The 23,117-nt window shown below is 65.0% G+C and carries 22 protein-coding genes and 3 pseudogenes; 9 read left to right on the top strand and 16 right to left on the bottom strand.

The annotated features are described in order from the left end of the window. Window positions 1-415: 415 nt before the first annotated feature. From ACZ1G0_RS05315 to ACZ1G0_RS05295, 5 genes and pseudogenes are all read right to left on the bottom strand, one after another. Window positions 416-760: pseudogene (locus ACZ1G0_RS05315) on the bottom strand (hypothetical protein); the annotation flags it as partial. 78 nt (window positions 761-838) lie between these two features. Then, window positions 839-982 (bottom strand): hypothetical protein, encoded by a 144-nt coding sequence (locus ACZ1G0_RS05310; protein ID WP_472735993.1) that lies wholly within the window; start codon window positions 980-982, stop codon window positions 839-841. A gap of 205 nt (window positions 983-1,187) precedes the next feature. Continuing rightward, window positions 1,188-1,568 carry a DUF6497 family protein gene (locus ACZ1G0_RS05305; protein WP_472735992.1) on the bottom strand — a complete coding sequence of 127 codons (381 nt, stop codon included), beginning with the start codon at window positions 1,566-1,568 and terminating at the stop codon, window positions 1,188-1,190. Next, window positions 1,550-2,332, bottom strand: a complete 783-nt coding sequence (locus ACZ1G0_RS05300) for a hypothetical protein (protein ID WP_472735991.1) — start codon at window positions 2,330-2,332, stop codon at window positions 1,550-1,552. The genes ACZ1G0_RS05305 and ACZ1G0_RS05300 overlap by 19 nt, the downstream gene beginning before the upstream one ends. A 6-nt stretch (window positions 2,333-2,338) precedes the next feature. Continuing rightward, entirely contained in the window at window positions 2,339-3,871 is a 1,533-nt protein-coding gene (locus tag ACZ1G0_RS05295) for an acyl-CoA carboxylase subunit beta (protein ID WP_472735990.1), read from the bottom strand. A 195-nt stretch (window positions 3,872-4,066) separates the two neighbouring features. On the opposite strand from ACZ1G0_RS05295, the gene ACZ1G0_RS05290 reads away from it, so the two are divergent. From ACZ1G0_RS05290 to ACZ1G0_RS05280, 3 genes are read left to right on the top strand one after another with little or no spacing between them, the layout of a single operon-like run. Continuing rightward, complete coding sequence (locus ACZ1G0_RS05290) at window positions 4,067-5,290, top strand: multidrug effflux MFS transporter (RefSeq protein WP_472735989.1); 1,224 nt, start codon at window positions 4,067-4,069, stop codon at window positions 5,288-5,290. A 46-nt stretch (window positions 5,291-5,336) separates the two neighbouring features. After that, window positions 5,337-6,755, top strand: a complete 1,419-nt coding sequence (locus ACZ1G0_RS05285) for a helix-turn-helix domain-containing protein (protein ID WP_472735988.1) — start codon at window positions 5,337-5,339, stop codon at window positions 6,753-6,755. Between the two features lie 10 nt (window positions 6,756-6,765). Further along, on the top strand, window positions 6,766-7,230 hold the full coding sequence (locus ACZ1G0_RS05280) for a CoxG family protein (RefSeq protein ID WP_472735987.1): 465 nt from the start codon (window positions 6,766-6,768) through the stop codon (window positions 7,228-7,230). A gap of 86 nt (window positions 7,231-7,316) precedes the next feature. Here ACZ1G0_RS05280 and ACZ1G0_RS05275 read toward each other — a convergent pair whose 3' ends face one another. Next, on the bottom strand, window positions 7,317-8,003 hold the full coding sequence (locus tag ACZ1G0_RS05275; protein ID WP_472735986.1) for an FG-GAP repeat domain-containing protein: 687 nt from the start codon (window positions 8,001-8,003) through the stop codon (window positions 7,317-7,319). Between the two features lie 92 nt (window positions 8,004-8,095). After that, window positions 8,096-8,416: a 2Fe-2S iron-sulfur cluster-binding protein gene (locus tag ACZ1G0_RS05270; RefSeq protein ID WP_472735985.1), complete on the bottom strand. Its 321-nt coding sequence runs from the start codon at window positions 8,414-8,416 to the stop codon at window positions 8,096-8,098. Between the two features lie 80 nt (window positions 8,417-8,496). On the opposite strand from ACZ1G0_RS05270, the gene ACZ1G0_RS05265 reads away from it, so the two are divergent. The 3 genes from ACZ1G0_RS05265 (at window position 8,497) to ACZ1G0_RS05255 (ending at window position 9,923) form a co-directional block, all read left to right on the top strand. Further along, on the top strand, window positions 8,497-8,886 hold the full coding sequence (locus tag ACZ1G0_RS05265) for an OB-fold nucleic acid binding domain-containing protein (protein WP_472735984.1): 390 nt from the start codon (window positions 8,497-8,499) through the stop codon (window positions 8,884-8,886). Between the two features lie 75 nt (window positions 8,887-8,961). Beyond that, window positions 8,962-9,492, top strand: coding sequence for a peptidoglycan-binding domain-containing protein (locus tag ACZ1G0_RS05260; RefSeq protein ID WP_472735983.1), 531 nt, complete (start codon window positions 8,962-8,964; stop codon window positions 9,490-9,492). 5 nt (window positions 9,493-9,497) lie between these two features. Continuing rightward, window positions 9,498-9,923 (top strand): T6SS immunity protein Tdi1 domain-containing protein, encoded by a 426-nt coding sequence (locus ACZ1G0_RS05255; protein ID WP_472737769.1) that lies wholly within the window; start codon window positions 9,498-9,500, stop codon window positions 9,921-9,923. Between the two features lie 85 nt (window positions 9,924-10,008). Here the strand turns inward: ACZ1G0_RS05255 and ACZ1G0_RS05250 are convergent. From ACZ1G0_RS05250 to ACZ1G0_RS05220, 7 genes and pseudogenes are all read right to left on the bottom strand, one after another. Then, window positions 10,009-11,426, bottom strand: a pseudogene (locus ACZ1G0_RS05250) (Do family serine endopeptidase). 232 nt (window positions 11,427-11,658) lie between these two features. Beyond that, window positions 11,659-11,856 carry a DUF2065 domain-containing protein gene (locus ACZ1G0_RS05245; RefSeq protein WP_472735982.1) on the bottom strand — a complete coding sequence of 66 codons (198 nt, stop codon included), beginning with the start codon at window positions 11,854-11,856 and terminating at the stop codon, window positions 11,659-11,661. After that, window positions 11,856-12,725, bottom strand: a complete 870-nt coding sequence (hflC, locus tag ACZ1G0_RS05240) for a protease modulator HflC (RefSeq protein ID WP_472735981.1) — start codon at window positions 12,723-12,725, stop codon at window positions 11,856-11,858. Before hflC ends, ACZ1G0_RS05245 begins: the two co-directional genes overlap by 1 nt. Then, a complete protein-coding gene (hflK, locus tag ACZ1G0_RS05235) occupies window positions 12,725-13,888 on the bottom strand; it encodes an FtsH protease activity modulator HflK (RefSeq protein ID WP_472735980.1) in 1,164 nt (387 codons plus the stop codon). Before hflK ends, hflC begins: the two co-directional genes overlap by 1 nt. Before the next feature lie 91 nt (window positions 13,889-13,979). Beyond that, window positions 13,980-15,403: pseudogene (gene gorA / locus ACZ1G0_RS05230) on the bottom strand (glutathione-disulfide reductase). Window positions 15,404-15,433: 30 nt separating this feature from the next. Then, entirely contained in the window at window positions 15,434-16,222 is a 789-nt protein-coding gene (gene rpiA, locus ACZ1G0_RS05225; RefSeq protein WP_472735979.1) for a ribose-5-phosphate isomerase RpiA, read from the bottom strand. A 28-nt stretch (window positions 16,223-16,250) separates the two neighbouring features. Further along, a complete protein-coding gene (locus ACZ1G0_RS05220) occupies window positions 16,251-16,919 on the bottom strand; it encodes a thiamine diphosphokinase (RefSeq protein WP_472735978.1) in 669 nt (222 codons plus the stop codon). Window positions 16,920-17,070: 151 nt separating this feature from the next. On the opposite strand from ACZ1G0_RS05220, the gene ACZ1G0_RS05215 reads away from it, so the two are divergent. Continuing rightward, window positions 17,071-18,936, top strand: a complete 1,866-nt coding sequence (locus ACZ1G0_RS05215) for a hypothetical protein (RefSeq protein WP_472735977.1) — start codon at window positions 17,071-17,073, stop codon at window positions 18,934-18,936. Between the two features lie 169 nt (window positions 18,937-19,105). Here the strand turns inward: ACZ1G0_RS05215 and ACZ1G0_RS05210 are convergent, their stop codons facing one another. Both ACZ1G0_RS05210 and ACZ1G0_RS05205 read right to left on the bottom strand, forming a co-directional pair. Then, on the bottom strand, window positions 19,106-19,342 hold the full coding sequence (locus tag ACZ1G0_RS05210; protein ID WP_472735976.1) for a DUF2842 domain-containing protein: 237 nt from the start codon (window positions 19,340-19,342) through the stop codon (window positions 19,106-19,108). A gap of 6 nt (window positions 19,343-19,348) precedes the next feature. Further along, window positions 19,349-20,644, bottom strand: a complete 1,296-nt coding sequence (locus ACZ1G0_RS05205) for an adenylosuccinate synthase (protein WP_472735975.1) — start codon at window positions 20,642-20,644, stop codon at window positions 19,349-19,351. 275 nt (window positions 20,645-20,919) lie between these two features. Here ACZ1G0_RS05205 and secG point away from each other — a divergent pair, with 275 nt between their 5' ends. Continuing rightward, window positions 20,920-21,282 carry a preprotein translocase subunit SecG gene (secG, locus tag ACZ1G0_RS05200; RefSeq protein WP_472735974.1) on the top strand — a complete coding sequence of 121 codons (363 nt, stop codon included), beginning with the start codon at window positions 20,920-20,922 and terminating at the stop codon, window positions 21,280-21,282. Between the two features lie 138 nt (window positions 21,283-21,420). After that, a complete protein-coding gene (locus ACZ1G0_RS05195; protein WP_472735973.1) occupies window positions 21,421-23,064 on the top strand; it encodes a CTP synthase in 1,644 nt (547 codons plus the stop codon). The last annotated feature ends 53 nt before the right edge of the window (window positions 23,065-23,117 follow it).

Raw genomic sequence — 23,117 nt, 5'->3', positions numbered from 1 at the left:
CGCGCCCGACAGGGGGTGCGGGCACGAAAAAGGCCGCACGGGGGTGAACCCCCGGCGACCCTTCGCGTTGGTGTTGGTCAGTTTATTGGATGAGGCCTGCGTCGTCGGCCAGCACGCCCGCCAGCGCGCCAAGCGCGCCGCCGGTGACGCATTTGCCGTCGTCAATGATTTCACCCGCGGCACAGCCGATGGCCGCCCCCAACACGGCGCGTTCCGTGTCGGTTGTGGTCTGGCAGGCCGCAAGGCCAAGGGTGACAGCGCCGAAAAGCGCGGCTTTGAAAATCGTAGGCATGTTGTTTTTCCTGCTCTGAGTATGCTCTGGGCGCAGCATACCACCGCCATCCGCGTCCGCGAAGGCATGGGCACTGGCCCAAGCGGTGTCTTGCCGACCGCGCTCATGACCAAAGCCCCCGGGCCCCGACAGCGCATCAGGAAAGGACGCGCGCGCGATGGGTTCATTGATCTGCAACAACGCCTCGTAGCTGGCGGGATCGAAGGGATCCTCGGCCGCGATCACCTCGCGCCCGAACAGCCACGACAGGCGGCCCGCATCAAGGTTGCCCCGCTCGAACGGTTCCGTGCCGAAATGTTCCCACAGGGCCGCCATGAAATGTTCATCGGCCCGGCGGTCCGGTGCGCGGCGGTCGCGATAGCGTTCCCGCTTGGTCAGCGGGGTCACGCCCTTTGGATTGGGCCTGCGAATGACGAACTGAAAATCCGTGCCGGGCAGACGGCCCGGGAACCCGCGGTGTTTCAGCATGATGCTGCCCACCCGGCGGTGGGGGTGGGGTGTGCGGCGGGCCCAAAGGCCCACCGCGCAAATGTCAGACCAAAGGTCTTACCACTTGCTGGAATATACCGGCTCTGCCGCGATGGGTGCGGGCTCGACGATAACGATCTCTTCTGGTTGCTGGCTGTTGCCGCAAGCGGACACAACAGTGACAAAGCCCAGAGCGAGAACGAGTTTGATGCCATTGGACATGCTGCTCTCCTTGACGAGTTGAACGGACCCGAACGCTGTGCGTCAGGCCCGCCGTAGGTATAGATTGCTTGGGGGCAATCAGCGTTAACCTTAGCGTATAAACTGCGGAAAACATACAGCTTCCGCCCAAGGGGGCTGACCTGTGGCGGGGTTGCATCATACGGCAGGGACCGCCCCATGGGGGGCGCAACATCTAGTGCCATGATCAGAAATCCTCCGAAATACAGGTCTGGCCGTCGATCCGGTAGACGCTGAAAAACTGTGTTGCCTCTGGATCCGCCTTGCCACGCGGTACGGGGCGGTCTGCCAGATTAACCACGACCTGAGTCGCATTGGCGTAAGGCAGGGCCGTGACCGCCACGCCATGTGTCGCGCAGATCCACGCCATATCCCCTTGCGCCGCGTCATAGCCCACATCGGCCAGGGTCGGGGCCAGCGCGCGCAGGATCAACTGCACATCCTGGGTGCCCTGCACCCGTTCCCAACGCACTTCCCACAGGGCGAGGGGCTGGCCCGAGGGCGCAGTCTCCGCCGCGACAGGCGCGGCCGCAGCAAGACAAAGGGATGTCAGGATTGCGCGGTGCATGTGTCACCCTCCACCACAAACATCGCGCGATCGCGCTGGAAATCACCGCTTCCGTCCACGGCCCCTGCCCCGATCATCAGCAAACGGGGTTGGCTCCGGTCCAGGGCGGGCAAGTCCGGGTGCGCGGCAAAGGGATGCCAGTCCGTCTCGGCCATCAGCGCCGCACAGGCCGCGTCAAAATCGAAATCCTCCACCCGCAACTCCGACTGACGGGGGGCGGAAAAAGACGCGATCCGGGCCACCTGCCCGCCCATGTCCGCCTCGCTGATCGCTTGAAACGTCCAGCCCGCCAAGGCCCCGGCATAGGTGGGGCGGAAATCGCGGACATCCGTCACGCAGCGCCCCTCGGACACGGCGACGGGCACGGCCTGCCCCGTATCCGACGCCAGTTTGACATCCACCCGAAAGATAGGCGCATCGCTGGCCATGGCAAAACTGGCCGCGACCCGGTCCGCCACGATCGGCTGACACAGGGCCGCCAAGGCGCCCTGCCCCTGCGGCGCGGCACCGTCCACGGGGGACACCTCAAACATGCCACGCCATGCCACACCCTGCCGGGTCCACGCGGCCTCGACCACCTCGAAGGTCACGCCACCGGACACGACCATATCCGCCTGACCGCTGGTGGCGTTTTCCACAATCATCACAGCCTCGTCCACCGTGCCGCCGCGGGCAAAGAACGCGATGGGCACCGCCCACACAAAGATCACCACGGCGACAAAGCCGCCAAGGATCACCTTTCCGATTGTGCCCACGCCGTCCATGATGGCTTACAGAGGTATATTGTTGTGTTTTTTCCACGGCTTCTGCGCCCGCTTGCCCCGTAGGGCCGCAAAGGCGCGACAGACCCGTTTGCGGGTAGAGCGGGGTTGGATCACCTCGTCGATGAAACCCTTTTCAGCCGCCACGAAGGGATTGGCGAACCGGTCTTCGTAGTCGTCCACCCGGGCGGCGACCTTTTCGGGATCGTCCAGCTCGGACCGATACAGGATCTCGACCGCGCCCTTGGCCCCCATCACCGCAATCTCGGACGTGGGCCAGGCGTAGTTGATGTCCCCCTGCAGGTGCTTGGACGACATCACCACGTAAGCGCCGCCGTAGGCTTTGCGGGTGATGACTGTGACCTTGGGCACCGTCGCCTCGCCATAGGCGAACAGCAGTTTCGCACCGTGTTTGATCACGCCGTTATATTCCTGCGTGGTGCCGGGCAGGAAGCCGGGCACGTCGATCAGGGTCAGCAGGGGAATTTCGAACGCATCGCAGAACCGCACAAAGCGCGAGGCTTTGCGGCTGCTGTCGATGTCCAGACACCCCGCCAGCACCATGGGCTGGTTGGCCACGACCCCCACGGTCTGCCCTTCCAGCCGGATAAAGCCGGTGATGATGTTCTTGGCGAAGTCTTCCTGAATTTCGTAGAAATCGCCCTCGTCCGCGACCTTCAGGATCAATTCCTTCATGTCGTAGGGCGTGTTGGCGTTGTCGGGGACCAAGGTGTCAAGGCTGGGCTCGATCCGGTTCGGGTCGTCGTAGAACGGCCGCACGGGCGGCTTTTCACGGTTGTTCAGGGGCAGCAGGTCGATCAGGCGGCGCGTCTCGGCCAGCGCCTCCACATCGTTTTCAAAGGCCGCATCGGCCACGCTGGATTTCTTGGTGTGGGTGGTCGCCCCGCCCAACTCCTCGGCGGTGACTTGTTCGTTGGTCACGGTTTTCACCACGTCCGGGCCGGTCACGAACATGTAAGAGGAATCCTTCACCATGAAGATGAAATCGGTCATGGCGGGCGAATACACCGCACCGCCCGCACAGGGCCCCATGATCAGGCTGATCTGCGGCACCACGCCGGAGGCGTCGATGTTGCGTTGGAACACCTCACCATAAGCGGCCAGGGACGACACCCCTTCCTGAATACGCGCACCGCCGGAATCGTTGATCCCGATCACGGGCGCGCCGTTTTGCATCGCCATGTCCATGATCTTGCAGATCTTGGCCCCGTGGGTTTCGGACACGGATCCGCCCATGACCGTGAAGTCCTGACTGAACACATAAACCTGACGCCCGTTTACCGTGCCCCAGCCCGTGACGACACCGTCGCCTGCGGGTTTGTTCTGTTCCATCCCGAAATCCGTACAGCGGTGCGACACGAACATGTCAAACTCTTCAAAGCTGTCGGCATCCAGCAAAAGGTCGATCCGTTCGCGCGCGGTCAGCTTGCCTTTGGCGTGCTGGCTTGCGACCCGCTTTTCGCCCCCACCGGCCCGGGCGGCGGCGCGACGGTCTTCCAATTCTGTCAGGATATCTTTCATGGGGCGGCTCCTTGTGCGTGTTCCCGGCACCCTAGGGGCAATGCCGCAGGTGCGAAAGACCGAACTGGCTAATTTGCAAATACATGTTCAAGTAGACCCAGCGTATTGCAAATTTGCTAACAACGCACATCCCTTGTGCATCTGCGCAGAGTTTGACCATAGACGCCCCGCACCAGCCCGCCTAGGGTCTGACCCATGAACACCTTGAAACCAGTGCGCTTTCTGGACCGCTCCACCCCGCCGCACATTCTGACGCTTGTTTTGTTGGCGGGAATCTCGGCGCTGTCCATGAATATCTTTCTGCCCTCCCTCCCGGCGATGGAGGCATATTTTGACGCCCCCTATGCGGTCGTGCAGCTATCGGTCGCACTGTATCTGGTCGTGAACGCGGGTTTGCAGATCATCGTCGGTCCCGTATCCGACCGCTATGGACGCCGCCCGGTGATCCTGTGGGGTTGTGCGCTGTTTTGTCTGGCCACGGTGGGCTGCCTCATGGCAACCACCATCGAAGTCTTTCTGGCCTTCCGCATGGGGCAAGCGGCAATCGTGACCTGCATGGTCCTGTCCCGCGCGGTGGTCCGCGACATGGTGCCAGAGGCGCAGGCGGCCTCCATGATCGGCTATGTGACCATGGGCATGTCCATTGTCCCCATGATCGGCCCGGCCTTTGGCGGCGCGCTGGAACAGGCCTTTGGCTGGCAGGCGTCATTCTGGGCGCTGCTGGCCTGCGGACTGGGGCTCTTCGCCCTGTCGTGGGCGGATCTGGGCGAGACGGCGCAGACGAAATCCGCCAGCTTTGCCGCCCAGTTCCGCGAATACCCAGAGCTGCTGACATCGCCCCGGTTCTGGGGCTACGCCCTGTCGTCGGCCTTTGCCTCGGGGGCGTTCTTTGCCTACCTCGGCGGCGCGCCCTACGTGGGACAGGTCGTCTATGGCCTGTCGCCCTTTGCCCTTGGGGTCGCCTTCGGTGCGCCCGCCGTGGGCTATTTCGCAGGCAACTGGGCGTCGGGGCGGTATTCCGTATCCGTGGGGGTCAACCGCATGGTGCTGACGGGCGCGGTGCTGTGTGCGGGCGGTCTGACCGCCATGGCCGCGATCACGGCGGCGGGTCTGTCGTCGCCTTGGGTGTTCTTCGGCTTCATGGTGTTTGTGGGCCTTGGCAACGGCATGGTGATCCCCAACGCCACGGCGGGCATGTTGTCCGTGCGCCCCCACCTTGCGGGCACAGCCTCGGGCCTGGGCGGGGCGCTGATGATCGGGGGCGGGGCCGCCCTGTCGGCGCTGGCCGGGGTCGCCTTGCGCGCCGGGAACGGGTCCCTGCCGCTGGTCCTGCTGATGCTGGCCTCGGCCCTGTGCGGGGTCGCCATGATCGTGCTGACCATCCGACGGGACCGCCGCCTGCGCGCCCCTAGCGGCTAGATGCAAACACTGCTAACTTCTTTGCAAATCTGCAAAGGAGGGGGCTATGGCCGTCCGCAAACTCTATGCCGGGGCGAAACTGCGCGAACAGCGCAGCCGCCTTGGCCTGACCCAGACCGCCTTTGCCGCCAAACTGGGCATCTCCCTGCCCTATCTGAACCAGATGGAGAACAACAACCGGCCTGTCTCAACCTCGGTCGTGCTGGCCTTGGCGCAGGAATTCGGGTTCGACGTCACCGAACTGGCCACGGGTGACGCGGACCGGGTGGCGTCAGACCTGGCCGAGGCGCTGGCCGACCCGGTGTTCACCGACCCGCCCCCCTTGGCCGACCTGCGGCTGGTGTCGGGCAACGCGCCCCTGTTCGCCCGCGCCTTTCTGGAATTGCACCGCGCCTACCGCCAGACCAACGAACGCCTCGCCTCCATGGACGAGGCCTTGGGCCGCTCTGGCACCACCGCTGGCCAAAGCCCATGGGAAGAGGTGCGCGACTTCTTCCACTACTGCGACAACTATATCGACGCCGTGGACCGCAGCGCCGAGGCCTTCGCCCGCACCATCGGCCCCGATGCCCACGCAGGCGCGCTGCGGCAGTTCGAGAAGATGGGCCTGGAGGTGGTCTTTGCCGATGATGCCCCCTTGCGCCATTTCGCGGACCGTCGCCTGACCCTGTCGGCGCGGGCGGACAAACCCACCCAGACCTTTCAGATGCTGCACCAGTTCGCGGTTCTGGGCACCGATGCCCTGCTGGAGGCGACCCTCGATCTGGCCCGTTTTCAGACCGAAGAGGCCCGCGCCATCGCCAAGGTCGGCCTTGCCAACTACTACGCCGGGGCCGCCCTGATGCCCTATCGCGCCTTCAAATCCGCCGCAGAGGAGGTGCGCCACGACCTCGAACGCCTCGCCGACCGCTTCGGTGCCTCGATCGAACAGGTGGCCCACCGCCTGTCCACCCTGCAGCGCCCGGGGGCCAAGGGTGTGCCGTTCTTCTTTGTGCGCGTGGATCAGGCGGGTACGATCACCAAGCGCCATTCGGCCACACGCCTGCAATTCGCCCGCTACGGCGGGGCCTGCCCCCTGTGGAACGTGCACCGGGCGTTCGAGACCCCGGGCCGGTTCCTGCGCCAGTTGGCCGAGACGCCGGACGGTGTGCGCTATTTCTGCCTGGCCCGGGATGTGTCGAAATCGGGGGGCAGTTTCACCGCCCCCGTGCGCCGCTTTGCCATTGGGCTGGGCTGCGAAGTCGCCCACGCGGGCCAGTTGGTCTATGCGGACGGCATGGACCTGAAGGGCGGGTTTGACCCCATCGGGATCAGCTGCCGGATCTGCGAACGGGTTGGGTGCCACCAACGCTCCGTCCCGCCGCTGGAGCGGCGGTTGCGTCTGGACCCCAATGTACGCGGGGTGCTTCCCTACGACGTTGACAGGTCGCCAGAGCCGCGTAAGACGGACAGGCAACAACCCTAGGATCACGCCCATGGAAATGAACGGAACCCGCACCATTGCCGCCCCCCGCGCGGTCGTCTGGGCCAAGTTGAACGATGCCGAGACGTTGCAGGCCTGCATCCCGGGCTGCGAAGCGTTGACCGGGTCGCCAGAGGACGGGTTCGCCGCGGTGGTCAAGCAGAAGGTCGGCCCCGTGAAGGCCACCTTCAAGGGCGAGGTATACCTGTCCGACGTGGTCGCCCCCGAAAGCTACGTCATCTCGGGCGAGGGCAAGGGCGGTGTGGCAGGCTTTGCCAAGGGCAGCGCGCAGGTGGTGCTGGCCGAGGTCGAGGACGGCACGGAGCTGACCTATGTCGTAGAGGCCAAGGTCGGCGGCAAGATTGCGCAACTGGGCAGCCGCCTGATCAACAGTTTCGCCACCAAGATGGCCGATCAGTTTTTCGAGCGGTTCCAAGAGGCGGTCGAGGGGCCAAAGCCCGAGGCTGAGGCGGAATAGGTTTTGCGCTGCGGCTGCGCCGCATCGCGACGCTGGGGGCTCTGCCCCCAGACCCCCGGGCGTATTTGAGACCCAATGAAGCCCGGTCAGTCGCAGGTCAGGGCGGCTGCGAACGTGTCGGAGGTCGCAGGGCCGGGTTGGGTTTTGGCTGTAAGGGTGCCATCGGTGAGTGTGATCACGCGCAGGTCTGACCAATTGGCCGAGGCCAGGACGATCTGCGGTTGGCCGCCCCCGCACGTGCGGATCCCGCCAGAGATGAAGTCTTCGCCGATCCTGTGGTTCGTGACCCCCGGCAGCTGCGCAACCTGTGTCAGGGCGTGGCGCGTGCCGTCCCCGGTGTAGCGCCAGATGCGCAGGGTCTTGGCCAAGTGCGGGCGGTCGACAAAGGCGATCTCGATGGCGCCATCACCGTCAAGGTCGGCCGCCCCCACGGGCGCATACCAGCGGTTGCCTTGGCCCACGGGCGTGGTTTCGGTGAGCTTTTGAAGCTGGCCGTCCGCCATCCCGTAGACCACGACGCGGGCGCCCTTGGTGGCATCTGCCTCGACGGTCAGCACCTCGGGCGCGCCATCGCCGGTGATGTCCACGAGGCGGGGGGCGGTGTCTTCGAACACTGTGCCCTTTGGCCATGTGACACGGGTCTGGGTCCCGTCTGACAGCGTCACCACAAGGCTGGCCCAGTTGTGATCCTTGCCCAGAACGAGGTGGCCATAGCGCGTGGTTGCATCCGCAAACCGCGCCGCGGTGACGGTCAGCGCGGTGTCGGCGGCCACAGGGCCTGCCGGCCACAGGCACGCCGCCAGCAGCGCGCCGCGGGCACATCCGCGCAATAGGCGGGATGGCAGACGCGGCGCCCCCGTTGGCATCAGATCTGCTTTTCGGGCATTTGCACCACAAGGCCGTCCAGCGCGTCCGTGACCTTGACCTGGCAGGTCAGCCGCGACCGCTCGTTCGCCTCCCACGCGAAGTCCAGCATGTCTTCTTCCATGGGATCACGGGCCGGCAGTTTCTCGACCCAATCGGGGTGGACATAGACGTGGCAGGTGGAACAGGCGCAGGCGCCGCCGCAATCTGCTTCGATGCCGGGGATGTTGTTGTCGCGCGCGCCTTCCATGACCGTCAAGCCGTTGGCCACGTCTACGGTGTGTTCCTTGCCGCTGTGTTCGATGTAGGTGATCTTGGCCATGGCCCATGCTCCTTTAAGTGTTGCCCTGTGATGTAGACCCGCAGGGGGCCGGGGGCAATTGCCTTTGCGAATCCGAATTTATGTTCTACTTTTGTTTCCATGCACGTCGCCGCCACACGCCCCCCTGCCTGCCCACGGATCATGTGACCAACGCCCCTGCGGGCGCGCGCATCTGTGTGGCGGGGCTGGTGCTGGTGCGCCAGCGCCCCGGCACGGCCAAGGGGGTGATCTTCCTCACCCTTGAGGACGAGACGGGCACCTGCAACGTGGTCGTCTGGGCCAAGACCTACGCGCGGTTCCGCAGGGCGGTGATCGCCGGGCGGTTGCTGCGCGTCACGGGGCCTGTGCAGCGCCAAGGCCAGGTGACCCATGTGATCGCGGAACAGATCGAGGATATCTCGCCCCTGCTGGACCGCTTGCTGGCCCCAGACTTTGCCCCCGACATCGCCCGGGCGGCGGATCAACCCTAGCGCCAGGCGGGGCTATCAAAGACGCGCCGTTTCGGCTACACTGGCACAAACGGCACAAGACCGGATGGCAGAGCAGTGATCAGACCTATCGTTTCCACCCCCTTGGTGGCGGCCTTTTTGGCGGCCTGTAGCCCCCTGCCCGTCCCGGATGTCAGCCGCCTGAGCGAGCCGGACCTGTTGCGCACCACCGCGACACAGGTGCCCCCCGGCGCGCGTCCCGGGGCCTGTTTCGGGCGCGATGTGACCCCGGCGATCATCGAGACCGTCACCGACCAGATCATCCTGCAACCCGCAGAGCTGGCCACGGACGGGCGCGTCCTGTCCCCTGCGATCTACAAATCCGAGACCCGCCAACAGATCGTGCGCGAACGGCGCGAGTTGTGGTTCGAAATTCCTTGCGGGTTGGAGGGGCGCGTGACCCTGATCCAGCAACTGCAACGGGCCTTGGCGGCGCGGGACATCTACGCGGGCCCGATTTCCGGCGTCTACGACAGCCGCACCCGCGCCGCCGTGCGGGCGTGGCAAGCGCCCCAAGGCCTAGACAGTGGGATCCTCAGCCTTGCCGGTGCACAGCGTCTGGGACTGCTGAAGGTCGATCTGTCTTGAGCCTTGTGGCCGCACAGGTCACCGCCGCATGGGGCTGGACCGGGCTGGAGGCCGCGCAGGTTTTGCACGTCAGCCCCTTTGCCAATCTGATTGTGGAGGATACGGACGCGGGCCTGTGGCGCATCACGCCCGAGGATCTGTCGTGCGGCCCCCTTGGCCTGCCCATCGTGCCTTGGCACGTGGCGGAGTTCAGCGCGGATTGGAACATGAAGGCCCTTGCGGCCAAGGCCCTGGCCCACCACGGCGCGCCACCTGCCGGGCACAGCTACCACTTCGTCGTGCCTTCGGTCCTGGGCGGAGCCTATGATCTGGAGAATATCGCGGTTTCGACGCTGTCCTCCATCCATGCGCTGGCGGGGCATCTGGCGCGGCAGGTGGCGCCGGTGCCCGACGGCACAGATGTGCACATCGCCCTTTTGCCCACAGACTGATCCCGACATGACCCCGTGACCTGTCTGACCTAAAGGAAAAGGCGCCCCCTTTCGGGGACGCCTTTACGTCATTCTGTGTGGGCGCTTACCCCAACGACAGGGCTACGAACCGGGGTTCGCCCTGCCGCCGGATCAGCAGAAGGAAGCTGCGCTGTCCGGCGTCCCGCGCCTCTTCGATGCGGGTTTGCAGGTCTTCGACACTCTCGATCGCGACCTGGCCCGCCTCGGTGATCACGTCACCGCGGCGCAGGCCCTTCTCGAAGGCATCAGACGCCTCGTCGATTTCCATCACCACCAGCCCTTCGGACCGGGCGGGCAGACCGAGCTGTTCGCGCAGATCGTCGGTCAACACACCCACGGTCATGCCCAGCAGATCGGTTTGGTTCTGCATCGGCGCCTCGTCGGCGGGGGCGGAGGCGGGCACGGGACGCTCTGCCTCTTCGCGGCGGCCCAAGGTCACGCGGATCGTCTGGGTTTCGCCGTCGCGGAACAGGCGCACGCGGACCGTGGCATTCACGGGGGCGTTGCCCACGATGCGCACCAGCTCGCGCGTGTCTTCGATCTCGATCCCGTCAAAGGCAAGGATCACATCGCGGGCCTGGATCCCGGCATCCTTGGCGGGGCCATCGGGGACATCCGTCACCAGCGCCCCATTGGTCGAAGCCAGTCCAAGGGCATCCGCCAGTTCCTGATCCACGTCCTGGATGCGCACGCCCAGCCAGCCGCGACGGGTTTCGCCAAACTCCTGCAACTGATCCACTACGTTTGTGACCACGGCCGAGGACATGGCAAAGCCGATCCCGATGGACCCACCCGTGGGCGACAGGATCGCGGTATTCACGCCGATGACCTCACCCTCGACATTGAACAGCGGCCCGCCGGAGTTACCCCGGTTGATCGCAGCGTCGGTCTGGATGTAGTCGTCATAGCTGCCCGACAGGGCGCGTTCGCGGGCGGACACGATCCCGGCGCTGACCGAGAAGCCCTGGCCAAGCGGGTTGCCCATGGCCACGACCCAGTCGCCCACGCGCATGGCAGCACTGTCACCGAAGGGGACGAATGGTAGGGGCTGATCGCTTTCGACTTTCAGCAAGGCGATATCGGTGTTGGGATCCGTGCCGATGACCGTTGCGGGCAACTCAAGGCCCGAGAAGAACTCGATGTTGATCTCGTCCGCGCCCTCGATCACGTGGTTGTTGGTGACGATAAAACCATCCTCCGAGATCACAAAGCCCGACCCAAGGGCGCTGGACCGGCGGGGGGCCGCTGGGGGGCGCCGGGGCGTTGGTTGAATTCCTCGAAGAACTCTTCAAGCGGAGAGCCGCGGGGCACACGGGGGCCGCCGTTCTGTTCCACCGTTGTGGCCGTGGTGATGTTGACCACCGCGCCCGAGACTTGATCCACCAAATCGGCAAAGCTGTCCGGTGCGCCGCGTGCATGGGCAGACAGGGCCTGTGCCAGCATCAGCACGATACCAACGGCCAGCGCCCACAACCCGCGCATGGCAGCGGGGGCAAGCGTCTGGCGGCGCGCGACAGCGATTGTTTCATGTTTCAAATTCAGGTCCTCCTAAAACCCTGGGGCGGGTCTGACGCCCGGTGCGTGATGCATGTGATATTTGCATCACACTGAGCGGCTTCAATGTATAAGGCCGCTCACATCACTGTGATAGGCGGCGGCTTGCTTAAGAGAGTACACCGCAAACGGGCCGCGGCAAGGGATTTGACCTAAGCCCTTACGAAAACACGATTTGCAGACCCGCAACGGCGATGACACCAAGGGCCACACAGAACAGGCCAAGGGCGCGGCGGGTCTCCACAGGCAGGTCCGTGATGGCCGCCAACATCTGCTCCAAACGCGAAGGGGCCAGTGCAAGCACCAGCCCCTCGATCACAAGCGTCATGGCGACGCCCAGCAAGATCGCTTCCAGCATCAGCGGCCCGTATCGGACTCGAGGAAATCGAAGAATTCGCTGTCTGGCGAAATCACCATCGTCGAGTTGGAGCCTTGCAGCGCCCGGGTGTACGCCGTCAGGGACCGGTAGAATTCAAAGAACTCCGGATCGGCGCTGAAAGCATCCGCAAAAATGCGGTTCCGTGCGGCGTCCGCCTCACCTCGGGTGATCTCGGCGGTCCGTTGGGCATCCGACACCAGTTCGACCACCGTCCGGTCGGCCTGTGCGCGAATCCGCTGCGCGGCTTCCGCACCCCGTGCCCGTTCGTCGGTCGCTTCGCGTTCCCGTTCCGCCCGCATCCGGGCGAAGGTGGCGTCAAGGTTTTGCGGCGGCAGGTCGGTGCGCTTCAGACGCACGTCGATGATTTCCAGACCCAGGGACGAGGCTTGCGCCCGCGCACCCGCTGCGATCCGTTCCATCAGCGCCGCCCGGTCCGTGGACAGGATGTCGTTCGAGGAGACTGTCCCCAGCACCTCGCGCAACTCTGACCGCAGGATCGAGTCCAGACGTGTCTCGGCGGCGCGCAGACCACCGACACCGACCGCCTCGCGGAACTGTTCGACATCCACGATGCGGTAGCGCGCGAAGGCGTCCACGACCAGACGACGATCATCGGACGGCGTGATTTCCAGCGGGTTCACATCGCGCGACAGGATGCGGTCGTCATAGCGCACGACCTCTTGGATCACAGGGATCTTGAAGTACAGGCCCGGGTCCTCTTTCACGTCCACGACGCGGCCGAATTGCAGAACAAGACCCTGCTCCCGTTCGTCCACGATATAGACCGACGACAGCAAACCCGCGATGGCGACAGCTGCAATGGGCAGCAGAAATGCAGAACGGTTCATCAGTTTGTCCCCCGTGTGCGAGATAGCTCATTGAGCGGAAGGAAGGGCACGACACCGGTGCCACCGCCCGCGCCGCCACCGCTGACGCTTTCGTCAAGGATGATCTTGTCCACGTCACCCAGCACCTGTTCCATGGTTTCCAGATACAGACGTTTGCGCGTCACCTCTGGGGCCAGTTGGTATTCCCCCAGAACGGCGGTGAAACGGCTGGCTTCACCTTCGGCCTCGTTCACCACGCGGGCGCGGTAGCCTTCGGCTTCTTCGATCAGCTGGGCGGCTTCACCACGGGCCCCGGCGAGGGCTTGGTTGGCATAAGCATCCGCTTGGCTTTGCAGACGGTCGCGTTCCTGTTCGGCGGCCTGCACGTCACGGAAGGCGTCCAATACCTCTTGCGGGGGATCGGCGCGGTCAAAGTTCACGCGCAACACGTTCATGCCGGAATCGTAGCTGTCCAGCGTGGACTGGATCAATTCGCGCAGCCGGTCCGCAATCGCGCCCCGGTCCCGGTTCAGGATCGGTGCAAGGTCAGACTGGGCCACGATTTCCCGCATGGCGGATTCGGCCACGGCGCGGATCGTCTGGTCGGGGTCGGACAGGTTGAACAACAGGTCCGCAGGGTTGCGCACGTTCCACACCACCTGAAAGTCGATGTCGATGATGTTCTCGTCCCCGGTCAGCATCAGGCCCGCGTCATTGCCGCCGCCCCGGTTCACGCCGATGTCCACGGTGCGTTCCGTCGTCACCTGCACCACCTCGGCGCGCACGACGGGCCATGGGGCAAAGTTCAGACCGGGTTCACCGATGGTCCCCTGAAAGTCACCGAACACCAGTTCGACCGACTGTTCTTCGGGCCGGACCGTGTACAGGGACGAATAGACCCAAAGACCCGCCAGCAACACGATGCCAAGGCCCACGGTGCCCTTGGTGAACAAAGGGCCAGAGCCACCGCCCGCACCATTGCCACCCGTGCCGCCACCGCGACCGCCCATCAGGACGCGCAGTTGTTCTTGGCCTTTTTTCACCAGTTCGTCGATCTCGGGGATCTGGGGGTCGTTGCCACCGGGGCGCCGTCCGCCATTTCCACGGTCATCGCCGCCACCATTGTTGCGGCCACCATTGTTGCCGCCACCGCCGCCCCATGGGCCGCCGTTGTTTCCAGCCATTTTAAGGGTATCCCTTCGTCTTCTACCGTCTGTGTCGATTGCCCTTAGACCTGTGCCTTGGGGCAGATTATTCAAGTGCGCGGCACACTTTTCAGGCGCTGCGCATGGGGGTTTTCATGGTCACGATTTCTTCGGACATGGTCGGATGCACGGCAACCGTGCGGTCAAAGTCCGCCTTGGTCGCCCCCATCTTGACCGCGACCCCGGCCAGTTGGATCATTTCACCCGCATCAGGGGCCACGATGTGACACCCCAGAACCTTGTCCGTGGCCTGCGAGACCACCAGTTTCATCAGCACGCGGGAGGACGATCCGGCGAAGGCGGACTTCATGGGCCGGAAGGATGTGCAGTAGATGTCCACGGGCTCGATCTCCCGCGCCGCTTCCTCGGACAGGCCGACGGTGCCCATCTCGGGCTGGGTGAAGACCGCCGATGGGATCAGATCGTGGTCCACTTGCGTGGGGTTGCCCTTGAAGACCGTCTCGACAAAGGCCATGCCCTCGCGGATGGCGACGGGGGTCAGGTTCACCCGGTTGGTCACGTCCCCAATGGCATAGATGGAGGGCACGGCGGTCTGGCTGTAGCTGTCCACGACGATCTCGCCGCGCCGACCCACCTCGACGCCGATGTCTTGCAAGCCCATGCCATCGGTGTTGGGCGTGCGGCCCGTGGCGAACAGCACCTTGTCATAGGTCCGTTCCTGCCCTGTGGTGGATTTGACCCAGACGGGACCGTCGTAGCCTTCGGGCATTTCGGCGGGGGCCGGAGCCTCGGTCACGGAAGTGACCATATGTTCCCCCCTGCGGGGGCCATTTCGATGATATTGGTGCCAACATGCAGGTCGATGCCCTGGGCGCGCATTTCCTCGGCCACCAGTCCGCGCGCCTCGTCGTCAAAGCCGCGCAGGATCTGCGCGCCGCGGTAGTATTGCGTGACCTCCACGCCCAGCCCCGCAAGGATGCAGGCGAATTCACAGGCGATGTAGCCGCCGCCGATGATCAAGATCGACTTGGGCATTTCGGGCAGGTGAAAGATGTCGTCGGATACGATCCCAAGCTCTGCCCCCGGCGTGTTGGGCCGCACCGGGCGACCGCCCGTGGCCACTAGGATATGTTTGGCGGTTTTCTCGGTGCCATCGGCCAGCAGGACGGTGTGGGCATCCTTGACCGTGGCCCGCTGATCAAAGGTCTCGACCCCCGAGCCCGCCAACAGCTTGCGGTAGACGCCTTCCAGACGGTCCAGCTCCGCCTCCAGCTTGGCCTTGAAGGCGGTCCAGTCAAAGCCGCCCTGGGTCACGGTCCAGCCGTAGGCGCCCGCCTCTTCGGCCACATTGGCAAAGGAGGATGCAAAGACCATCAGCTTTTTCGGCACGCAGCCCCGGATCACGCAGGTCCCGCCATAACGGCTTTCCTCAGCCAGGGCGACCTTGGCCCCGGTGTCCCCTGCGGCCACGCGCGCCGCGCGCACGCCCCCGGACCCGCCCCCAATGACGAAAAGGTCGTAATCAAATGCCATGTCTTGTCCTTCCGTGCCGCCCGCGCGGCGTTATTCCGCAACCTCGGTAAAGATGTTGTCCGCGCCGTCGAGGTCCACCTGTTCGGTGACCACGGACCCCTCGTTGATATCGCGCACGATGACCGACCCGTTCGGCTGCCCCACGATCACCACGTCACAAATGTCCATGAACAGCCCGTTGTCCACCACACCGGGGATCTGGTTCAGCACAAGGCTGGCGTGGCGGGCGTTGTCGATGCGGCGCAGGTGCAGGTCCAGGATCAGGTTCCCCTGATCCGTGCGAAACGGCGCGTCCCGGTTCAGGCGCAGGGTGGTGGTGCGGCCCATCACGTCCAGGCTGATCAGGCTTTCCTCGATCAAGGCCTTGGTGGTCTGCCAGCCAAAGGGGATCACCTCGACCGGCAAGGGGAACGCGCCCAGCCGTTCCACGTGTTTCGTGGGATCCGTGATCACCACCATCCGGTCGGACGCGGTCGCCACGATCTTTTCCATCAACAGCGCGCCGCCCCCGCCCTTGATCAGGTTCAGGTCGTCGTCAAACTCGTCCGCGCCGTCGATGGTCAGGTCCAGCCACTTGGCCTCGTCCAGATCCACGATGGGCACCCCGGCCTGCCGCGCCAGATCCGCCGTGCGGGCAGAGGTGGCCACGCCCGTGACCCGCAGCCCCTCGGTCCGGACCCGTTCCCCCAGACAGCGCACCATCCACGCCGCCGTAGAGCCCGTGCCCAAGCCCACCTTCATCCCATCCTCGACATAATCCACCGCGCGCCGCGCCGAGACATATTTGGCCATGTCGATGGGGTTCAGATTGGCGGTCATGGCGTCCTCGTAGGTGGTGTTGGCGTAACTATAGACCGCCCGCCCCGGGCACGCACGCCAAAAGCGCGGCGCGCAGGGCCGATCTGGGCAACAGGATCAACATCCCCGGCCCGTCAAAGGTCAGGCGCACCTCGGGCAGTGTCGTGTGATTCGACGTGCCAATCGCCCCGTCCGGCGCAAAGGCGATCCCCCCGATGGGCCAATTGAGGCCGCTGGACGTGCCGCGCACAGCCGCCATGGGCCACAGGGACACCCGGGTGCCCACGGGTAAATCCAAATCCAGCACGGGCGGCGCGTGCACGATCACATCCCGGGGCCCGACCATCACGCAAGGTGCGCCCGCGTGCTGCACCAGCGTCGTCAGCGCCGCCAGCGTGTGATCCACCCGCGCCCCCGTAAACCCCACGGCCAGCACGAAGGGCGCTGCGACCGACCGCAGACATTTGGCGAAATCCGTGCTGTCCTGCTCGCAAACCCCATGAATACTGCCCTTTGGCAGGGCCGCGCGCACGCCCGCGTCCAGACTGTCCAGATCGCCAATCGTGGCCACCGGGGGCAGACCTGCGGCCAGCGCATGTGCCGCACCACCATCGGCGGCCACCACCACCGGGGCCAGTTCCGCGCAGGCGCGCACCAGCTCCACCGGCGCTTCGCCGCCGCCCACAAGGGTGATTGGTTCCGCGCTGTCGACAATCATGGCACTACTGCCCAATTCCGGTCATGGTTGTCTACAAAGACCGCGAAATTGCCCAAGTCCCGTCCCCTTTTGACTGGAATCATTTTGTTAACTGGTTTGCAGACATGATACAGGTATCCCCGCCCGGTGCGGGGGGAAAGTTGTGAGGCAAATGGTAAACGCGAGTAAAATTCTGACGGTGTCCTACGGGACTTTCTCCTGCACGCTGGAGGGGTTCGACGACCCCTTCTCGACCATGAAGGATATCGCCGAATACTTCCGCGATCTGGCCGCCGATGATCGGTACTTCGGGGCCGAACCGCCCCAACCGGACGCGCAGATGCTGCAATCCATCGCAGAGCGTTCGAGCCAAAGCACCGTCTCGGCGGAATTGCACGAGAACGCCCTGACCCTGCGCCCCACCGCAGAGGTGGTGATCCCCGACACGCCTCAGGACGTGGTGCCGGACGACATGCAGGATATGGCCCCACAGGACGACGCCCGGATCGACGAGAGTGCCGAAGAACCGGCCCCCGCCGCCGAGCCGCTTGTGGATGACGCCGACATCATGGCCGCCGTGGCCGATACCGTGGCCGCAGATGTGACCGAAACCGTGGCCGCAGCGCCTGCCCCAGCTGCCGCCGAAGGGGCCGAGGACGCTGCGCAGACAGAAGCCGAAGAAGCGCCACAGGATGGGCCAGAGGATGGGATCGCCGAACGCCTCGCCCGTATTCAACAAGCCGCCCTGACCGACGAAGCGCCCACCGAAATCGCGCAGATCGAGCATGAGGATGAACACGCCAGCAACCTGATCGACGATGACCTGATCGACGGGGATGAGGCCGAATTGACCTTTGACGTGACCGAGACTCCCGAAACGGGGGCCAAAGCCGACCAAGCCGAGGCAGGCACGGACGATATGCTGGCCGCTGTCGCCAAGGTCGCGGCCCCTGCCACCGCCGCCGCCGTGGCCGCCCGCACCCTGACCGCGCAGCCCGAGGCATCGGACCGCGCACCAGCGCCCGCGCCCAAAGCAGAACCCGAAGCGCAGCCCGAACCGGAGGCAGCACCCACCGCCGCCCCCGTAGAGGCAGAGCATCCACAGGCCCCCCGCGTCGTCGTGCGCAAGGTGGCCAAGGCCGACCGGGACGCCGAAATCGCCCGCCTCGCCGAAGAGATCAACAGCCCCGAGGCCTCCGACCTCGACCCCGAGGACGAAGCCGAACTGATGGCCGAGCTGGCCGAGATCGAGAAAGAGAACGCAGCGCGCCGGGGCGACAACCTGCCCCCCGCCGCCGCCGAGGACAGCCAAGCGCTGGAACGGTTGTTCGACGCCACCGAAGGCAAGATGTCGGACGCCGACGCCAGCACGCGCCGCGCCCATATCTCGCACATCAAGGCCGCCGTGGCCGCCCGCAAGGCCGACACAGCCGCAGGCGACGTGCCAAAGAAAACGGACGACACCGTGGCCTACCGCGAAGATCTGGCCGAGGTGGTCAAACCACGCCGCCCCGCCCGCCCCGCAGAGGCCAAGCCGCGCACGGAACGCCCGCAGCCTGCGCCGCTGGTGCTGGTGTCCGAACAGCGCGTGGACGCCCCCAAGGAGGCCGCACCCGCCCCCGAGGCCCCTGCCGTGCGCCCGCGCCGTGTGCGCCGCGCCATCGAAGAGGTCGCGGATCAGGACGCGGCCACCATCGACAAGGTGGCCCAGCAAGCCCCCGCGAAACCGGCCCGCACCCCCGCGACCGGCGAAAGCTTCGAGGAATTTGCCCAGGACCTGGGTGCCGTGGAGTTGGGCGAGATTCTGGAGGCCGCTGCCGCCTACACCAAGGTCGTGGCCGGCGAAGAGACATTCTCGCGCCCGCGCATCCTGCACCTTGCCGCCGCCGCCGCGGAGGACATGTCCCGCGAAGACGGCCTGCGCGGTTTCGGCAAAATGTTGCGCGAAGGGACGATCAAAAAGGTCAACCGCGGCGAGTTTGCATTGACGGATGCGTCGCGTTTTGCGAAAGAGGTGGCCCAGCAAGCTGCCGGTTGAGAGGATTCTCCCGGCTGCCATGGCTGGGGGAGAATTGCGATGGCCTTCGCCACATGAAAGGTCACGCTTCAGGTTTTGGAAGCTCGTTCCAATCAAACTGGCGGGATGGTGTCACAACCTCCCGCCATTTTTTTGTCCGCAGCCCCGATTGGCCGCGATCAGACCGCGATCAATCCCGGGCGTCCGGGTCCGCTTGACCCACGCCTTTGAACACGGCCTTGAACGGCATCGCCCAGACAAAGCCCAGCACGACGTAGACCGCGAATTCCACCCAGATCGACGGGCGTTCAAACAGGGAAATCACCCAAAGGCAGGCCGCGATATACAGGGGCAGGCCCAGCAGCAGGATCACAAGGGACCAGCGGCGGCGGGCTTTGTAGGACAGTCCTTTGGGTTTCTCGGTCATGGTACCTCAGTCTGCGAAAGGGTCGGTGACGAGGATGGTGTCGTCACGCTCGGGCGAGGTAGACAGTAGGGCGACAGGGCATTGGATCAACTCTTCGATCCGGCGCACGTATTTCACGGCGTTGCCGGGCAGATCGGCCCAGGACCGCGCGCCCTCGGTCGATTCGGACCAACCGGGCATCTCTTCGTAGATCGGCACACAGCGCGCCTGTTGGTCGGCGGCGGTGGGCAGATAGTCCAGCACCGCGCCGTCCAATTCGTAGCCCGTGCACAGTTTCAGGGTCTCGAACCCGTCCAGCACGTCCAGCTTGGTCAGGGCGATGCCCGACACGCCGCTGGTGGCGCAGGTCTGGCGCACCAGAACCGCGTCGAACCAGCCGCAGCGCCGCTTGCGCCCGGTGGTGGTGCCGAATTCGTGGCCCCGTTCGCCAAGGCGCTGGCCATCGGCGTCCTCCAGTTCGGTCGGAAACGGCCCCTCGCCCACGCGGGTGGTGTAGGCCTTGACGATGCCCAGCACGAAATCAATGGCGTTGGGCCCCAGACCCACGCCCGTGGCCGCCTGCCCCGCAATCACGTTGGAGGAGGTCACAAAGGGATAGGTGCCAAAGTCGATGTCCAGCAGCGCGCCCTGCGCCCCTTCGAACAAGATCCGGTGCCCAGCGCGGCGCCGCTCGTTCAGAACTTTCCAGACGGGGGCGGCGTATTCAAGGAGAGACGGCGCGATGTCTGCCAGTTGCGCCAACAGGGCGGCGCGGTCCACGGGTTCCATCCCCAGCCCGCGCCGCAGGGCGTCATGGTGAGCCAGCGCCCGGTCCACCCGCGCCTCCAAGGTGGCGGCGTCGGCCAGATCGGCCACGCGGATCGCGCGCCGCCCGACCTTGTCCTCGTAGGCCGGGCCGATGCCGCGCCCGGTGGTGCCGATCTTGGCACTGGGGTTTGCGGCGGCCTCGCGGGCGCGGTCCAACTCGCCGTGGATCGGCAGGATCAGGGGCGTGTTCTCGGCCACCATCAGGGTTTCGGGCGTGATCTCAACGCCTTGGGCGCGGACCGTCTCGATCTCTTTGACCAGATGCCACGGGTCCAGAACCACACCGTTTCCAATCACCGACAGCTTGCCGCCGCGCACAACGCCAGACGGCAGGGCGTGCAGCTTGTAGACCTGTTCGCCCACCACCAACGTGTGGCCCGCATTGTGCCCGCCCTGGAAACGGCAGATCACATCGGCCCGCTCGCTCAGCCAATCGACAATCTTGCCCTTGCCCTCGTCACCCCACTGCGCGCCAACCACGACCACATTTGCCATTCTGTCCTCCTTGCCGCGCACGGCATAATCCGAAACCCGCGCACCTATAGCCGCGCGCGCAGGGCGTGAAAACCGCAAAACAGGGGCCGGGACACTTCGCCCGCTGCCCGCACCCCCAAGCGCCTGCGACATCCTGTCAGAAAAGACTTGGCAGGGGCGGCTGCGTTTGGTTAGTCTCGGTGTGGGTGTTCTTGGGAACTTTTGACTGACACGGCCTTGCGGCCCGGCACGCCATACCATATGTCGCGCCCAAAGACCGAATAGATGGACCCTTTATGGAAAACGTCATCCTCGTGATCCACTTGATCTTGGCCATGTGCCTGATCCTGATTGTGCTGCTGCAAAAATCCGAAGGCGGAGGCATGGGCCTCGGCGGCGGGGGCGCGGGTGGCGGGGCCATGACCGGGCGTCAGGCGGCCACGGCGCTGACCAAACTGACCTGGGCCTTTGCGATTGCCTTCCTGTGCACCTCGATCTTTCTGACGATCCTGTCCGCGCAGAACTCTGCCGGGGGGTCCGTGGTGGACGGGTTCCTGCCACCGGCAGGCGACGCATCCGCGCCGGAACTGCCGTCGCTGGACACATTGCTGCCGCCCACCACCGGCGACGCACCGGCCCTGCCACCCCGGGCCGACTGACCACCACACATAGCCATCTGCGGGACCGGGCCCGCAGAATGTGGGGGGCGTCTTGCGCCCCCTTCGCTTTTTCGGCTATCCTTAAATCCCGTGAGCATCGCAGATTCTCTGCCCACTTTCTGACTTGCGGGAGCCCCCATGGCACGGTTCATCTTCATCACCGGCGGCGTTGTGTCGTCGCTTGGCAAGGGTTTGGCCTCGGCCGCCCTTGGGTCCTTGTTGCAGGCGCGGGGCTTTTCGGTCCGGCTGCGCAAACTGGACCCCTATCTGAACGTGGACCCGGGCACGATGTCCCCCTTTGAACACGGCGAGGTCTTCGTGACCGACGACGGGGCGGAAACCGACCTGGACCTGGGCCACTACGAACGCTTCACCGGCGTGGCGGCGCGCAACACCGACAGTATCAGTTCCGGCCGGGTCTATTCCAACGTGCTGGAAAAGGAACGGCGGGGCGATTATCTGGGCAAGACGATCCAGGTGATCCCCCATGTGACCAATGAAATCAAAGACTTCATCTCGATCGGCGAGGACGAGGTGGATTTCATGCTGTGCGAAATCGGCGGTACCGTGGGCGATATCGAGGGGCTGCCCTTCTTCGAGGCGATCCGCCAATTCGCCCAGGACAAGCCGCGCGGCCAGTGCATCTTCATGCACCTCACGCTGCTGCCCTTCATCAAGGCCAGTGGCGAGTTAAAGACGAAACCCACCCAGCACTCGGTCAAGGAATTGCGCTCCATCGGCTTGGCCCCGGACATTCTGGTGTGCCGCGGCGAGGGGCCGATCCCCGCCAAGGAACGCGAAAAGCTGGCGCTGTTCTGCAACGTGCGGCCCGACAGTGTGATCGCCGCCCCGGACCTGAAATCCATCTACGAGGCGCCCCTGGCCTATCACCGCGAAGGGCTGGATCAGGCGGTGCTGGATGCCTTCCAGATCAGCCCCGCGCCCAAACCCGACCTGTCGCGCTGGGAAGACGTCTACGACCGCATCTGGAACGTGGACGGCGAGGTGCGCGTGGGCATCGTCGGCAAGTATACACAGCTGGAGGACGCCTATAAATCCATCGCCGAGGCGCTGACCCACGGCGGCATGGCCAACCGGGTCAAGGTCAAGATCGAATGGGTCGACGCAGAGCTGTTCGAACGCGAGGACGCCGCCCCCCATCTGGAACGCTTCCACGCGATCCTTGTGCCCGGCGGCTTTGGCGAACGGGGCACCGAGGGCAAGATCAAGGCCGCGCAATTCGCCCGCGAACGGGGCGTGCCCTACCTTGGGATCTGTCTGGGGATGCAGATGGCCGTGATCGAGGCCGCCCGCAATCTGGCGGATCTGGACGACGCAGGCTCCGAAGAGTTTGACCACGAGGCGGGCGGCAAACGCTTCACTCCCGTGGTCTATCACCTGAAGGAATGGGTGCAGGGCAGCCAGCGCGTCCAGCGCGAGGTGGACGACAACAAGGGCGGCACCATGCGCCTTGGGGCCTATGACGCGACGCTGACCGAAGGGTCGAAAGTGGCCGAGGTATACGGCACCACCCGGATCGAGGAACGCCACCGCCACCGCTATGAGGTGGATATCGAGTACCGCGAAAAGTTGGAGACCCAGGGCCTGAAGTTCACCGGCATGTCCCCCGACGGCAAGCTGCCCGAGATCGTGGAACACGAAGGCCACCCGTGGTTCATCGGCGTCCAGTTCCACCCCGAGCTGAAGTCCAAACCCTTCGCCCCCCATCCGCTGTTTGCGGATTTCGTGCGCGCCGCGAAAGACAACTCGCGGCTGGTCTAGGGTGATCGGATGGGGCGCGCTTTTGGGCGCTCCTCGGGCCGATCTGCTGCACA

The sequence above is a fragment of the Thalassobacter sp. HA4-2 genome (genome assembly GCF_055693705.1).
Note: the sequence above shows the minus strand (reverse complement) of the source record. Positions and strands in the feature narration are given on the sequence as shown.